This window comes from Janthinobacterium darwini, assembly GCF_051380905.1.
In the GTDB taxonomy this organism is placed as follows: Bacteria; Pseudomonadota; Gammaproteobacteria; order Burkholderiales; family Burkholderiaceae_D; genus Janthinobacterium.
Genome location: NZ_JBNYXX010000004.1, coordinates 289,345 through 303,068 on the forward strand (window position 1 = coordinate 289,345; position 13,724 = coordinate 303,068).

Annotated in this window: 14 protein-coding genes; 6 read left to right on the top strand and 8 right to left on the bottom strand. The window is 59.0% G+C overall.

Going from position 1 to position 13,724, the window contains the following annotated elements:
* Positions 1-151: 151 nt before the first annotated feature.
* Positions 152-607 (top strand): Lrp/AsnC ligand binding domain-containing protein, encoded by a 456-nt coding sequence (locus ACQ4WZ_RS22590; RefSeq protein WP_010393827.1) that lies wholly within the window; start codon positions 152-154, stop codon positions 605-607.
* 202 nt (positions 608-809) lie between these two features.
* Complete coding sequence (locus ACQ4WZ_RS22595; RefSeq protein ID WP_436574567.1) at positions 810-2,369, top strand: methyl-accepting chemotaxis protein; 1,560 nt, start codon at positions 810-812, stop codon at positions 2,367-2,369.
* 54 nt (positions 2,370-2,423) lie between these two features.
* Here the strand turns inward: ACQ4WZ_RS22595 and ACQ4WZ_RS22600 are convergent, their stop codons facing one another.
* Positions 2,424-3,404, bottom strand: a complete 981-nt coding sequence (locus tag ACQ4WZ_RS22600; protein WP_034752642.1) for a LysR family transcriptional regulator — start codon at positions 3,402-3,404, stop codon at positions 2,424-2,426.
* Between the two features lie 192 nt (positions 3,405-3,596).
* Between ACQ4WZ_RS22600 and ACQ4WZ_RS22605 the strand changes: the two genes are divergently transcribed.
* A complete protein-coding gene (locus ACQ4WZ_RS22605; RefSeq protein ID WP_101483346.1) occupies positions 3,597-3,902 on the top strand; it encodes a hypothetical protein in 306 nt (101 codons plus the stop codon).
* A gap of 64 nt (positions 3,903-3,966) precedes the next feature.
* Here ACQ4WZ_RS22605 and ACQ4WZ_RS22610 read toward each other — a convergent pair whose 3' ends face one another.
* The 5 genes from ACQ4WZ_RS22610 to ACQ4WZ_RS22630 form a co-directional block, all read right to left on the bottom strand.
* Complete coding sequence (locus ACQ4WZ_RS22610; protein WP_101483345.1) at positions 3,967-4,563, bottom strand: chalcone isomerase family protein; 597 nt, start codon at positions 4,561-4,563, stop codon at positions 3,967-3,969.
* Positions 4,564-4,669: 106 nt separating this feature from the next.
* Positions 4,670-4,936: a YfhL family 4Fe-4S dicluster ferredoxin gene (locus ACQ4WZ_RS22615; protein ID WP_077398358.1), complete on the bottom strand. Its 267-nt coding sequence runs from the start codon at positions 4,934-4,936 to the stop codon at positions 4,670-4,672.
* A gap of 14 nt (positions 4,937-4,950) precedes the next feature.
* Positions 4,951-5,448: a pantetheine-phosphate adenylyltransferase gene (gene coaD, locus ACQ4WZ_RS22620; protein WP_034752633.1), complete on the bottom strand. Its 498-nt coding sequence runs from the start codon at positions 5,446-5,448 to the stop codon at positions 4,951-4,953.
* Between the two features lie 100 nt (positions 5,449-5,548).
* Positions 5,549-6,208, bottom strand: coding sequence for a 16S rRNA (guanine(966)-N(2))-methyltransferase RsmD (rsmD, locus tag ACQ4WZ_RS22625; protein ID WP_436574568.1), 660 nt, complete (start codon positions 6,206-6,208; stop codon positions 5,549-5,551).
* Between the two features lie 211 nt (positions 6,209-6,419).
* Positions 6,420-7,325, bottom strand: a complete 906-nt coding sequence (locus ACQ4WZ_RS22630) for a DUF6279 family lipoprotein (protein ID WP_180338547.1) — start codon at positions 7,323-7,325, stop codon at positions 6,420-6,422.
* A 27-nt stretch (positions 7,326-7,352) separates the two neighbouring features.
* On the opposite strand from ACQ4WZ_RS22630, the gene glmU reads away from it, so the two are divergent.
* On the top strand, positions 7,353-8,729 hold the full coding sequence (gene glmU / locus ACQ4WZ_RS22635; protein ID WP_101483343.1) for a bifunctional UDP-N-acetylglucosamine diphosphorylase/glucosamine-1-phosphate N-acetyltransferase GlmU: 1,377 nt from the start codon (positions 7,353-7,355) through the stop codon (positions 8,727-8,729).
* Positions 8,730-9,116: 387 nt separating this feature from the next.
* Here glmU and ACQ4WZ_RS22640 read toward each other — a convergent pair whose 3' ends face one another.
* Together ACQ4WZ_RS22640 and ACQ4WZ_RS22645 are read right to left on the bottom strand one after the other, a co-directional pair.
* A complete protein-coding gene (locus ACQ4WZ_RS22640) occupies positions 9,117-9,545 on the bottom strand; it encodes an ATP-binding protein (RefSeq protein ID WP_436574569.1) in 429 nt (142 codons plus the stop codon).
* A gap of 371 nt (positions 9,546-9,916) precedes the next feature.
* Positions 9,917-10,390, bottom strand: a complete 474-nt coding sequence (locus tag ACQ4WZ_RS22645; RefSeq protein ID WP_101483341.1) for an Lrp/AsnC family transcriptional regulator — start codon at positions 10,388-10,390, stop codon at positions 9,917-9,919.
* 161 nt (positions 10,391-10,551) lie between these two features.
* Here ACQ4WZ_RS22645 and glmS point away from each other — a divergent pair, with 161 nt between their 5' ends.
* Both glmS and ACQ4WZ_RS22655 read left to right on the top strand, forming a co-directional pair.
* Entirely contained in the window at positions 10,552-12,381 is a 1,830-nt protein-coding gene (gene glmS, locus ACQ4WZ_RS22650; protein ID WP_101483340.1) for a glutamine--fructose-6-phosphate transaminase (isomerizing), read from the top strand.
* Positions 12,382-12,556: 175 nt separating this feature from the next.
* Positions 12,557-13,717, top strand: coding sequence for a serine hydrolase domain-containing protein (locus tag ACQ4WZ_RS22655; protein WP_436574570.1), 1,161 nt, complete (start codon positions 12,557-12,559; stop codon positions 13,715-13,717).
* Positions 13,718-13,724: the final 7 nt, after the last annotated feature.

Sequence of the window (13,724 nt, forward strand, 5' to 3'; positions counted from 1 at the left end):
TGGTGCAAAAAAATACAGAAAGTCGGACGTTAAGATGATTCGATTGTAAAGGGGATTCTTATGGATTAATTCTGGTAATACAGGGGGCTAGCAATAGATAGTTTTTGATGCGACAATTTAACCAAATAATATTAATTTGGGGGTGATGGTAATGCTGGACAAGATCAGTAAGAAAATCTTGATGGAATTGCAGAGTGATGGACGCATCAGCAATGTGGAGCTGGCCGCGCGCGTGAACCTGTCGCCTGCCGCCTGCCTGGAGCGCGTGCGCAAGTTGCACGAATCCGGTTACATCATGGGCTATACGGCCCAGTTGAACCCGCAACTGCTCGACGTCTCGCTGCTGGTGTTCATCGAAGTGGTGCTCGATCGCACGACGCCGGAAGTGTTCGACGCCTTCAAGCATAGCGTACAAATCATTCCAGAGGTACTGGAATGTCATATGGTGGCTGGCGGTTTCGATTACCTGGTCAAGGCACGTGTCAAGGACATGGCTGCCTACCGCGAATTCCTCGGCAAGACCTTGCTGCAGAAAGGTGTGCGGGAAACCCACACTTATGCCGTCATGGAAGAGGTCAAAAACACCACGAAATTGCCAATTAAGTGACCTCGGTGTAGCCAGCCCACTTTTCTGATTGAGCTATCGGAACAAATGTTGTAGGGTGGAACTACAATTCTGCTACCCGGTAGCCGCCTGAAACGCCGCGCAGACGTTACGTTCAGGGTGCAAGGTGGGCAATCGTGCCCACCCGCATACGGTTACAGCACGTCCCCGCGGGGACGTGACGGGTTCGCGCAGCGGGGGACAAATGAAGCAGTTGCAGCATCAGCTGGTGCGTTTCTTTGTATTCACGATCCTGGCCATGGCCGTTGCCTGTTGCCTGGCCTATCTGCTGCTGCTATCGGGCGGCGATCATCCTTATCTGATTGCCTGCGTGGCGGCCGCCATTGGCGCCGCGCTGCTGGCGTTCGCCAGCCGTCGGCGCGCCGAGCCGGGCTTGCACCAGTTCGCCGACACGGTGGGCAACGCCATCGATGCCATCATGATAGGCGCGGCGGAAACCTCGTATTTTGTCGATTCCGTCAAACAGAAGGTGGAACTCGATGTGCGCACGGCAAGCGACATCGCCGACAGTTCCGCACAAAATGCCATGATGACTGAAAAGATTGCCGCCAACGCGGAACGGGCCGCCAAGGTAGCCGCTGGCGTGCGCGTGGAAAGCGTGGCGGCACGGGCCGAAGTGGATCAGGGCTTGCGCCGCATCAATAACGCACGCGAAGAAGCGCAAGGCGCCTCCAGCACAATGCTGAGCTTGCAGGAAAAATCCAAACGCATCACAGGCTTTACGGAAGCCATTTCCGATATTTCCGCGCGCACCAACTTGCTGGCGCTGAACGCCGCCATCGAGGCCGCGCGCGCCGGTGAACATGGACGCGGTTTTGCCGTGGTGGCCGGTGAAGTGCGGCAACTGGCGCAGCGCACCAAGGAAGCCTCCGATGAAATCAGCGTGATGGTGCGCGAAATCAATGAACAGTCAGAAAAAGCGGCGCGTGGCATGAGTTCGCTGGCGGCGGGCGTGACGGAAGCGGCGCGCAATGTGGAAAGCGTGCATGCCTCGCTCAGCCACATCGAAGAATCGTCGGGCGTATCGGAAGACGCTATCGGGCAAATTGCCCGCGCCTCGCGCGAACATGTCGACACCACGCAGCTGATCGCCGACGCCATCCTGCAAATCCGCGACAGCATGCTGTCGACGAATGCCGAATTGCCACGCGCCACGCAGTCGGCCATGGCCCTGGCCGAGCGCGCTGAAGTAATCGCCAGCGCCCTTGGTGAATCGAGCGTGGCCACGCCGCACGACGAGATCCGCGAGGCGGCCCAGCACGCCGCGCGGGATGTGGGCAAACTGTTCGAGCAAGCCATCGCTTCGGGGCGCATTACGCGCGAAGCCCTGTTCGACCGCCACTACCGCCCCATCCCGAACACTAATCCGCCCAAGCACAACACGAAGTTCGACGCGTTTACGGACAAGGTGCTGCCCGACCTGCAGGAAGGCCTGCTGGTCGCCCTGCCCCATCTGGCGTATGCGGGCGCCGTCGACAACAATGGATACTTTCCAACGCACAACAAGAAGTTTTCCCAGCCGCTGACGGGCGACTATGCGACCGATATGGTGAATAACCGTACCAAGCGCATCTTCAGCGACCGCACGGGCGCGCGCTGCGGCAGCAATACCAAGCCCTTCCTGTTGCAAACCTATAAACGCGACACGGGCGAAGTCATGCACGATTTATCCGTGCCGATTCACGTTGATGGCAAGCACTGGGGCGGGTTCCGAATTGGTTACCGCTCCAGCAGCCACGCATGAAAAAAAACGCCTGATGATTCATCAGGCGTTTTTTTTCAGGTTCCGGCAGATATTTTATTCAATATGCGGTTTGGGCGCTACGCCGCCGCCTGCCGCCGTGGCCGTGCGCAGAGTGGGCGTGTTCATGCTTTCCAGATGATTACGCAGCCATTTGTGGGCAGGGCTGCGCGCGTCGCGTTCGTGCCACAGCATGTCCAGGTGGACCGCCGGCAGGGTCAATGGCAAATCCTTGTACAGCAGGGACTCCGTCATGCCCGTCGAGGCAATCAGGTGGCGCGGCAAGACGGTGATCAGGTCGGAATTGGCCACTACCCGTCCGGCCGTGAAGAACTGGTTGACCGTCAGCAAGATGCGTCGTTCGCGGTGGATCTGTGACAGCGCTTCGTCGATCAAGCCATGCGCGCGGCCGGAAAAGCTCACCAATAAATGGTTTGCCGCGCAGTAGTTATCCAAGGTCAATTCCTTGTCGGCCAGCGGGTGACCGCGCCGCATCACGCATACATACTTGCCGGAATACAGGCGCTCGTGGCGGATGGGCGAACCCGTTTCGCTCGACAATTGCGCCGCCACGCCGGGAAAGAAGCCCACGGCCAGGTCGATATCGCCGCGTAGCAACATGGGCCGCGGTTCGCGCGTGGTCAGCGGCATCATGCGCACGTTGACGCCCGGTGCCTCCCGTTCGATCGAACGCATCAGCGAGGGCAGCCAGAAGGCGGCCGTCGCATCGGCCATGGCCATGCGGAAGGTGGCATGCGTCTTCGATACGTCGAAGGTTTCCGGCGTGACGGCCGCTTCCAGGCTGGCCAGGGCCGAGCGCACGGACGGCCACAGCGCTTCGGCACGGGGCGTGGGTTTCACACCATACGCCGTGCGGATCAGCAATTCGTCACCCAGGCTCTCGCGCAGGCGTTTGATGGCGTTCGATACCGCCGGCTGCGTCATCGCCAGGTGGCCGGCTGCGCGCGTCAGGTTTTGTTCCGTCATGACGGCGTCGAAAACACGCAGCAAGTTCAGATCCAGCGTCAGAAAACTCATGGAAAGCCCAAGATAAAAGTTGAATTGATTACTTAAGAGTGTAAACCGCGCCGGACGCGAATATTTTCACTCGTCAAAAAATATTACAGTTTTCCATTCACGATTCATATAATTGGTATCAAGAAATGGAATTAGATTTATATGTTGCACTGCACTATAGTACTGGCAAATTCTATAATGCACTGGATCAGTATGTCTACCTTCGCCTCCGCCCTGTACGCAGTATCCGCACCCGTGCTGGAGATTTCCCTGCTGAACGCCCTGCAACTCGTGCTGGTGATCGTGGCCGTGGGGGCCTTCGCCCTGCTGTTCAAGCCTTTGCTGGTGGGTATCGCCCGCGCCATGGTGCTGGTGGTGCGTCCCAAGCTGAGCCGCGAAGAGCGCCTGGCGCGCCAGCAGATGCGCGAAGCGCAAGCTTTGAAACGCACCTTGGGCAAGATGGATGGCGTGTCGCCCAGCAATGCCGCCGAATTGCGCGCCCTGTCGACGCGCGCCTGAGCGATAAACGGTTGCAGCATGACAAGCCGGCGTCAGCCGGCTTTTTTTACGCCCGCGTTTTTGTTCAGGCCACGTCGCCCAGCAAATGGGCGCGCAACAAGGTGTCGGCCGGATGGGCGCCGATCCAGATCTTCAGCAGCGCATTGTAAAAGGCCAGTTCCGGTACCGTGTCGCCCACCTGCTTGCCATTCAGCTTGCACAGGGTTCCCTCTTCCGGCAGCCAGTCCACCGTCAGGATGTCACCCTTTTTCAGGCCGGGCACCATGGCGAACATGGCGCCGAACTGCATCGTCTGGCTCAGCAGGCGCGTGCGGTCGGCCTGGTCGGAACTGCGCTTCAAGCCTTGCATGAAGGCTAGACCCAGCTCGTCGGAAGTAATGTCGCGCAACATGACGATTTCGAGACGGCGCGGCCCGGGCAGCGCCAGGATGTCGGCCAGCTGGGTTTTCTTTTCCGGCAGGTACAGCGCAATCGTGTAGACCTTGAAGATGACTTTGTAGCGCACGCCTGCGCCGTTGAGTTTCAATTCGCGGCTGGCCAGCTGCACCGTGTCGTCCAGCTTGACGCCGCCTACCTCAATGGCCAGCGCCGCTTGCGCCAGGCCGGCGCACAGGCAGGCACAAGCCAGGGTGCGGCCCAAACGGGATGTGCTTATTTGCATCTTCTACCTCCGTGGAAACCATGGGCTGTGGATAAGTCAGCACACAGTGTAGAACAGTTGGCAAAAGAGGGCCGCGCGGGGCGGCGGTGAGGAGGACGAAGAGCGCTTAGGCCTTGGCCGCAGGCAGTTCCGCCTGCAGGCGTTCGTACTTGGCCATCAATTGCTCCGGGCTTTCGCGCCAGGCGGGATTGAAGGGGATGCAGCTGACGGGGCACACTTGCTGGCATTGCGGCTCGTCAAAATGCCCCACGCATTCGGTGCACTTGTTGGGATCGATTTCGTAGATTTCTGCGCCCATGTAGATCGCGTCATTCGGGCACTCGGGCTCGCAAATGTCGCAATTGATGCATTCGTCTGTGATCAGTAATGCCATGATTTCACTCTAACTTATTGCGATGATGCAGCGTTGGCAGCAATCTTGTTTTGCAGCCAGCGGTTCACCGAGGGGAAGACAAACTTGGAGACATCGCCGCCCAGCGCCGCGATTTCGCGCACGATTGTGCCCGAAATGAACTGGTACTGGTCGGACGGTGTCAGGAACATGGTTTCGACATCGGGCAGCAGGTAGCGGTTCATGCCCGCCATCTGGAATTCGTATTCGAAGTCGGAGACGGCACGCAAGCCGCGCACGATGACCCTAGCTTCATGCTTGCGCACGAAATCCTTGAGCAGGCCGGAAAAGCTTTCCACTTGCACATTCGGATAGTGGCCGAGTACTTCGTTGGCGATTTCCAGGCGTTCGTCGAGCGAGAAAAACGGTTGCTTGTTCTTGCTGTCGGCCACACCGACGATCAGCTTGTCAAACAGACCCGATGCGCGGCGCACCAGATCTTCATGACCGCGTGTGAGTGGATCGAATGTTCCTGGATAAACGGCTACAACCATTGCGGCTCCCTAACGATGCACCAATATAGACGGGCATTATGCCTGAAATTGGTGCTGCGCCTCGGGCCAGGGAGCCTTTTTGCCTCATTTATAGGCAGATTCAGGCAGTTGCCGTCACTTTGTTGTAAGTTAGCAAATGATAATAAACGGTACCCGCTTTGTCGGCACGGATGACTTCCCACGGCGCCATCCACTGGGGTTTTTCCAATTCGCTGCTGTCGTCGAAGACCAGCGGCAAGCCCGATTCCGCGTAAATCATGCCGCCTTCCTTGAGCAAGTTGGCGCACAAGGGCAATATCTTGGCCAGAAAATCCTGCTGGTAGGGCGGGTCGAGGAAGATCAGGTCGAAACGCTGGCCGCGCGATGCCAGGCCTTGCGCCGTCAGCAGGGCGTCGCCGCGCAGCAGCTGCACGTTGTCGGCGCGCAACTTCGCCTTGTTCTCTTCGAGCTGGCGGATCACGGGTGTATGCGTGTCGACCATGGTGACGGCGGCGGCGCCGCGGCTGGCCGCTTCAAAGCCCAGTGCGCCGCTGCCCGCGAACAGATCCAGCACCTGGGCGTTGGCCCAGTCGCCATCGCGCAAGTGGTTGATCCAGTTGAACACGGTTTCGCGCACGCGGTCCGGCGTCGGGCGCAAGCCCAGTGCCTGCAAAACAGGCAGCACGGAGCGCTTCCACTGGCCGCCGATGATGCGTACCTGGTTCGGTGGCGGCGCGTGGTGGACGGGGACTTTGGCGGGTTTCTTAATTTTCTTTTGCATGGGCATTTAGAACACCTAACAAAACCTACTGTGCGTCGCGATTTGCGGCCTGCGATGCTCACTGACTCGGCGTCCCCGTGCATTTGCACAGCTGCGCTTCTTAGCCACAACTCACTGCCGCTCGCTACGGTTTTGCTAGGCGTTCCATTTCTTCAATTCGATGGCGGCCACTATAGCATATGGCCCCATCCCCCCTGCTGGCGCTGCCAGTCTATTTGGGCTGTGTGGCCAGGGAATTGAAATCGTCGATCCAGCCCTGCATGCGCTTGACGGCGTGGGCCTTTTGCGTTGGCGTGGCGATCTTGATCACCGTCAAGACCATTTGCGCTGTGCTCGCTTCGTAGCTGTCAAAAAATGCCTTGCGCTCCGAGTGTTCCAGGCGCTCGAAACTGTCCTTGATCAGGCTTGCGATCAAGGCCGCAGCCGCTTCCTTGCCGAGTTTTTCCTGGTGGACTTTCTTGACCAGGTTCAATACGTTCTGCTGGCGCCGCATGCGTTCGTCGAGCCAGATGTCATTGTTCAGCGGACGCGCGTCGGACGCTTTACGTATGATGGCCTCCTGCTCGCTGCTGAAGCTGCCGAACCACAGTTCGAATTGCTCCATGGCTTTCTTGTAGCGCAATTTCTGGCGCTTCTCCTGGTCGCCGCTCAGGTATTTCTTGCGGTAATCCTCATTGTTCGACTTGAACTTCTTTTCCATCTGCGCAATTTGCTCGGGCTTGAGCGAACGCGCCAGGTCGGCCAGCTCGGGCGCCGCCTTCAGCAGCAGCGCCTGGGTGCGCTGCTTGATCTCGCTGTAGTCGCTCATCAGGTCCGCCTGCGTGATATTGCCTTGCAGCTGCTTCTGGCCCGTGCGCAGGATTTCCACATAGTCCTTCAATTGCGTCTTGCGGTGCCAGTCGAACAGCTTGTCGATATCATCGCGCACCCAGCCCTTCTGATCGCGGTCCAGGTCGACATACGCGTTCAGCCACCAGTACAACACGGTATCGCCATTGTTATAGGCCAGGCGCAAGCCGCTGCAGCCGGCCATGACGACGAGCATGATGGCAAGCACGGCATAAGTAAAACGGCCAAAGGGCGTGGAAGACGGGGCCTGCGTGTTAAACTTTTTCATATTCTTAACTTATAAAAATAACCGTCTATGAACGTTGTCATTCTCGCTGCCGGTATGGGCAAACGCATGCAGTCGGCACTGCCCAAGGTATTGCATCCTTTGGCTGGCAAGCCGCTGTTGTCGCACGTCATCGACACGGCGCGCGGCCTGGCGCCGTCCCGATTATGCGTGATTTACGGGCATGGGGGCGCAGCGGTGCTGAAGTTGCTTGATGGCTACAAGACGAACCATGGCCTGGCGATTGATGCTGCCGAGCAAACGCAGCAGCTGGGCACGGGGCATGCCGTGCAGCAAGCCGTGTCCTTGCTGGACGACAGCGTGCCCACCCTGATCCTGTACGGCGATGTGCCGCTGACCAGCGCCGCCTCCCTGCAGCAACTGGTGCAGGCGGCCGGTAACGACAAGTTGGCCATCCTGACCGTGGAACAGGACGATCCGTTTGGCCTGGGCCGCATCGTGCGCGACAACGGCGCCATCGTGCGCATCGTCGAGGAAAAGGATGCTTCCCCAAGCGAGCGCGCCATCCGCGAGATCAACAGCGGCATCATGGTCGCGCCCACCGTGGCCCTGAAGCAATGGCTGTCGGCCTTGTCGAATGACAATGCCCAAGGAGAATACTATCTGACCGATATCGTCGCCCAGGCCGTCGCCGATGGCGTGGCCGTCACCTCGGCACATCCGGCTGCCGTGTGGGAAGTGGCGGGCGTCAACAGCAAGGTGCAACTGGCCCAACTGGAACGCATCCACCAGAACAATATCGCGCAAGCGCTGCTGGAACGGGGCGTGACCTTGCTTGATCCGGCCCGCATCGACGTGCGTGGCGAACTCATTTGTGGCCGCGATGTCACCATCGACGTTGGCTGCGTGTTCGAAGGCAGAGTGGAACTTGGCGATGGCGTGCGCGTGGGCGCCAACAACGTCATCATCAATGCCACCGTGGCCGCTGATGCGCACATCAAGCCGTTTTGCCATATCGAGGACGCGGTCGTCGGCGGCGCTTCCATCATTGGCCCTTACGCGCGCCTGCGCCCGGGAACGGTCCTGGCGGAAGACGTGCATATCGGCAACTTCGTTGAAGTGAAGAACAGCCAGGTCGCCGCGCACAGCAAGGCCAACCACCTGGCCTACATCGGCGACGCCACCATCGGCTCGAAGGTCAACATTGGCGCCGGTACCATCACCTGCAACTACGATGGCGTGAATAAATTCCGCACGGTCATTGAAGACGACGCTTTTATCGGCAGCGACAGCCAGCTGATCGCGCCCGTCACCGTCGGCAAAGGCGCTACCCTGGGTGCCGGCACGACTTTGTCGAAAGATGCACCGGCCGGCAAGCTGACGGTCTCGCGCGCGCGCCAAGTAACCATCGACGGCTGGACGCGCCCCGTGAAAATCAAGAAGTAAGCGGTACCGTTCACTTTTGCACACAGGCAGGCCTCGCAGCCTGCCTTTTTTTTGTGGATAACTATGTGGGTAAGCCGCTGCACAAGTAGTGAATAAAGCTGTGTGCAAGCCCATGCATAAGCTGTTGGCAAGTTTCTCCTTGGCACCTGGCATGCGCCCCTCACTCCCTTTCCTTCGATTTGTAGCTCGCTGCCAGCGCCGCAGCGGCGTTTACTACTCTATTGTGGATAAGTCTGTGTGTAAGCCTGCGGACAAGCGCTGGATAGTCTGGGTACAAGTTGGGATAACTGCTTTTCATCGCCGCCTTTCCATATGCTGCCGTGGATAAACCTGTGGAAAAGCGCGTGAATAGGCGGTGGATAGCATGTGGGCAAGTGCTGCAGTCGATCAGAACAGGCCTGGCGACATATGCTCGGGCATTTCACTGCGGCCTGCCCGGTTCTCGCCTGCCCCGGCGCCGGGATACACGGCGATGCGCTGTACCCAGTACAGGCCCAATCCTGCACCAGGCTTGTGCTGGGCGATGTGGCCGCGGCAGTATTTCTGGTGCAGGCGCGGGATTTCATCGGCAGGCAGGAGTTCGCCCGCATTGCTGACGACGATGTGTACGCAGCCGTCATCGAGCGTGGCGTCTTGCACGCGAATCGCCTGGGCCTGCAGCGCATGCCGGTCAGCATTGCTGAGCAGCTTACGCAGGGCCACGCGCAGCAGGCTGGCCTCGGCTTGTGCCCTGTCCTTGGCGCAGCGCCGCCTGGACACCCAGATCAGCCGTTTGCGCCGCAAGGCCGAGCTGGCCACCGGCATGACCTTGTCCATCAATACCGCCCGCAATGCCGGTTACCGGTTTCATGCCGACGTGCAAGTGCATTTCTGAACGTATCCTTGCCACCGGTTGGTGGCTGTGGATAAATCTGTCGATAAGTGGTGCGTAAGCCTGTTGGCAAGCTGTGTGAAAGCGGTGTAAAAGTCACCGTGGCAATACCTTGCTCTGAGGGCATGCGTGAGCGGCACTGCTTTGTCGGGCACGGTGTCGTCCAGACTGGACATTACTGGAGAAAAATCCCCGTGCCATCGCTCATGGAGCGTGGCCCAGCTTGTGCATAAGCCTGTGTAAAAGTGCCGTATAAGCGGTGTGCAAGAAGCGTATAAGCATGTGGGCAAGCGGTGGATAATCAGCTGATGGCAAATCAGACAGCGATGCGCGTCTCGAATTTGCTGCGAAACGTGGAAAAATAGCTTTTCACATTGCGCACATTGGCGTGCGCGGCAAACAGGCGGTGCGCCAGCGCATGGTAGGCGGGCATGTCGGCCACCTGTACCATCAGCACGAAGTCGGGCCCGGGCGAGACGCGGTAGCACTGCAGCACGGCCGCTTCCATCGCCACCAGCTGCTCGAATTCCGCCATGCGTTCGGCCGCCTGCACATCGAGCGTGATTTCCACGATGGCCGTCAGGCGCGCCCCCACCAGCTGCGGCGCGACGATGGCCACTTGCCGCTCGATCACACCGCTTTCTATTAAATGTTTGACCCTCCGCAAACACGTGGGCGCCGAGACGTGCACCGATCGCGCCAGCTCACTGTTGGTTTGCGATGCATCCATTTGCAAGGCGTTCAGGATGCGACGATCAATGTCGTCGAGAGTAATATTGCTATGGATCATGATTTTGATGAATTGGAGAATATATTGAGTCTAAATGAAATAATATTTCACCGCAAAATAGTGGTGAAATATTTAGTCAAAAATATACAGATTTAGAAAGCATATTTCATTGACTCTGCATTAGCATGCTTGCATTGATTAAATTTTAGACAGAGGTTTCCATGTGCGGCATCGTCGGCGCGGTAGCGCAACGTAACATCACTCCCATCCTGGTCGAAGGCTTGAAGCGCCTGGAATACCGCGGCTACGATTCCTGCGGCATCGCCCTGCATGCGGATGGCCGTTTGCAGCGTTCGCGTTCCACCTCGCGCGTCGCCGAGCTGGAAAAGCAGATCGCCGAAGAAGGCTTGAGCGGTTTTACGGGCATCGCCCACACGCGCTGGGCCACGCATGGCGCCCCTGTTTCCTTCAATGCCCACCCGCACTTTTCCCCAACGGAAGAGAACGCCCGCGTGGCGCTGGTGCATAACGGCATCATTGAAAACCATGACGAACTGCGCGCCGAACTGACGGCCCTCGGTTACGTCTTCCAGAGCCAGACGGACACGGAAGTGATCGCCCACCTGGTCGAGCACATGTATAACGGCGACCTGTTCGAGACCGTGCAGCAGGCCGTGAAACGCCTCGATGGCGCGTATGCGATTGCCGTGTTCTGCCGCGACGAGCCGCACCGCGTGGTCGCCGCGCGCCAGGGTTCGCCCCTGATCGTCGGCCTGGGCAATGGTGAAAACTTTGTCGCCTCCGATGCCATGGCCCTGGCCGGCACGACCGACCAGATCATCTACCTGGAAGAAGGCGATGTGGTCGACCTGCAACTGTCGCGCTGCTGGATCGTCGATGTCGATGGCAAGCCTGTCGAACGCGAAGTGAAAACCGTGCATGCGCATACGGGCGCGGCCGAGCTGGGCCCATACCGCCACTACATGCAGAAGGAAATCTTCGAACAGCCGCGCGCCATCGGTGACACGCTCGAAGGCGTGACGGGCATCATGCCGGAATTGTTCGGCGACAACGCCTATGCCATCTTCAAGCAGATTGACCGCGTGCTGATCCTGGCCTGCGGCACCAGCTCGTATGCGGGCATGACGGCCAAGTACTGGATCGAAGCGATTGCCAAGGTGCCCGTCAGCGTGGAAGTGGCCAGCGAATACCGCTACCGCGACAGCGTGCCGCACCCGAACACCCTGGTCGTCACCATTTCGCAAAGCGGCGAAACGGCCGACACCCTGGCGGCCCTGAAGCATGCGCGCAGCCTGGGCATGCAGCACACCCTGACCATCTGCAACGTGGCCACCAGCGCCATGGTGCGCGAATGCGCGCTGGCCTACATCACGCGCGCCGGCGTGGAAGTGGGCGTGGCGTCCACCAAGGCGTTCACGACGCAGCTGGCCGGCCTGTTCCTGCTGACCCTGTGCCTGGCGCAAGTCAATGGCCGCTTGAGCGAAGAACAGGAAGCGGCGCACCTGAAAGCCATGCGTCACCTGCCCGTCGCCATCGCGTCCGTGCTGGCGCTGGAACCGCAGATTATCGCCTGGTCCGAAGAATTCGCGCGCAAGGAAAACGCCCTCTTCCTGGGGCGCGGCATGCACTACCCGATCGCCCTGGAAGGTGCCTTGAAACTCAAGGAAATTTCCTACATTCACGCCGAAGCGTATCCGGCCGGCGAGCTGAAACACGGCCCGCTGGCCCTGGTGACGAATGAAATGCCGGTCGTCACCATCGCGCCGAACGACGCGCTGATCGAAAAGTTGAAATCGAACATGCAGGAAGTTCGCGCCCGCGGCGGCCAGCTCTACGTCTTCGCCGACGTCGATTCGCGCATCAGCTCCGGCGAAGGCCTGCACGTCATCCGCCTGCCCGAGCACTACGGCGATTTGTCGCCTATCCTGCACGTGGTCGCGCTGCAATTGCTGGCGTATCACACGGCGCTGGCGCGGGGCACGGATGTGGACAAGCCACGCAATCTGGCGAAGTCGGTGACGGTGGAATAAGCAGGCGGGGGGCCGCTCCGGGCCACCAAGAATACAAAGAAAACGCCACTTCCGGGTGGCGTTTTCTTTTATCCAGCACCGCCGTTCACTATCTGGAAAAGCCATACGAGTGACTTTTTTTGTCACCGCCGAACCCATTGTGCGAGAATGCCCCCTCCCCCCCTGGATGGTGCGCATGATGAGCAAATTCGCCGCAATCATAACTGGAATGACACTGGTGCTGGCAGCTTGCAAGCCCGCTGCCACAGCACCTGTGCATGACATTCCTGCGGCAATGCGCCAGACCGCGACCGCGCTGCTGCAGTCAAATTTTCTACACGCGACCTCGATTGCTGTCGTGTATCGCGGCAAGGAATTCATTCTGCATCAAGGCGAGCTGGAGACGGGCAAAGCCAATCCGCCGAACGATACAACGCTGTATGAAATCGGCTCAGTCAGCAAAACTTTTGCTGGCCTGCTACTGGCGAACGCTGTGCTTGATGGGAAGGCGGCGCTCGACGATCCCATACAAAAGTACCTGGCGGCCGCCTACCCGAACCTGCAGTCGCAGGGCCAGCCGGTTCGCTTGCGCCATTTGATCACGCACACCAGCAATATGCCGGGCATGCTGCCATTGCAGGTGAACACCATATTGAAGGATTTCACTGCACACGCCACGCCGGCAAAGCTCAATGCAGCCTACGCCAGCTACGGACAACAGCAATTCTGGCAGGACTTGCACACAGTCAGCATCAAAGGTCCGCTAGGCAAGGACTATGCATATTCAAGCGCAGGTACCGAACTCATTGCGCACACTCTCGAAAAAATCTACGGAATACCCTATGAAGTCCTGCTCGCGCAATTCCTTGCGCGCGAAGCCGGCATGCAGGATACCAAGCTGAGAATCACGGCCAGGGATACCGGCCGGCTAGCGCCCGGCTACCACAGTGACAATCCCGTCGTAACAACGCCGATGCCACAACTGCCCTGGGGGGCAGCCGGCAACCTGAAGTCGACTATGCCGGATATGGCGAAGTACCTGCGCCTGCAATTGGGCGTCCATCCTGCGGTCGTCGAATCGCACAAGCCTTTGGCGCGCTTTCAGGAGGACTTCAGCATTGGCTATTTCTGGAACATCGGTAGCAATCGCCAGTTGGGCACGCATTATGTACACCATGGCGGCGTGCCACGTGCGCAAAGCTACGCCTACGTCGTTCCCAAATATCAGCTTGGGGTCTTCATCATCACCAACCAGAGCGGCGACGCTACCGCCGGCGCCATGGAAAGCGCGCTGGCGCATATTTTCGACGCAGTGGAATCCATGGAAAGCGCGCAGCAGGCTGGCCCCAGGGTATAGGCGTGCG

Excerpts from the sequence above, each read along its gene's own strand:
- ACQ4WZ_RS22590 (WP_010393827.1), top strand. The coding sequence starts at position 152 with ATGCTGGACAAGATCAGTAAGAAAATCTTGATGGAATTGCAGAGTGAT.
- ACQ4WZ_RS22595 (WP_436574567.1), top strand. The coding sequence starts at position 810 with ATGAAGCAGTTGCAGCATCAGCTGGTGCGTTTCTTTGTATTCACGATC.
- ACQ4WZ_RS22600 (WP_034752642.1), bottom strand. The coding sequence starts at position 3,404 with ATGAGTTTTCTGACGCTGGATCTGAACTTGCTGCGTGTTTTCGACGCC.
- ACQ4WZ_RS22605 (WP_101483346.1), top strand. The coding sequence starts at position 3,597 with ATGTCTACCTTCGCCTCCGCCCTGTACGCAGTATCCGCACCCGTGCTG.
- ACQ4WZ_RS22610 (WP_101483345.1), bottom strand. The coding sequence starts at position 4,563 with ATGCAAATAAGCACATCCCGTTTGGGCCGCACCCTGGCTTGTGCCTGC.
- ACQ4WZ_RS22615 (WP_077398358.1), bottom strand. The coding sequence starts at position 4,936 with ATGGCATTACTGATCACAGACGAATGCATCAATTGCGACATTTGCGAG.
- coaD (WP_034752633.1), bottom strand. The coding sequence starts at position 5,448 with ATGGTTGTAGCCGTTTATCCAGGAACATTCGATCCACTCACACGCGGT.
- rsmD (WP_436574568.1), bottom strand. The coding sequence starts at position 6,208 with ATGCAAAAGAAAATTAAGAAACCCGCCAAAGTCCCCGTCCACCACGCG.
- ACQ4WZ_RS22630 (WP_180338547.1), bottom strand. The coding sequence starts at position 7,325 with ATGAAAAAGTTTAACACGCAGGCCCCGTCTTCCACGCCCTTTGGCCGT.
- glmU (WP_101483343.1), top strand. The coding sequence starts at position 7,353 with ATGAACGTTGTCATTCTCGCTGCCGGTATGGGCAAACGCATGCAGTCG.
- ACQ4WZ_RS22640 (WP_436574569.1), bottom strand. The coding sequence starts at position 9,545 with ATGGACAAGGTCATGCCGGTGGCCAGCTCGGCCTTGCGGCGCAAACGG.
- ACQ4WZ_RS22645 (WP_101483341.1), bottom strand. The coding sequence starts at position 10,390 with ATGATCCATAGCAATATTACTCTCGACGACATTGATCGTCGCATCCTG.
- glmS (WP_101483340.1), top strand. The coding sequence starts at position 10,552 with ATGTGCGGCATCGTCGGCGCGGTAGCGCAACGTAACATCACTCCCATC.
- ACQ4WZ_RS22655 (WP_436574570.1), top strand. The coding sequence starts at position 12,557 with ATGATGAGCAAATTCGCCGCAATCATAACTGGAATGACACTGGTGCTG.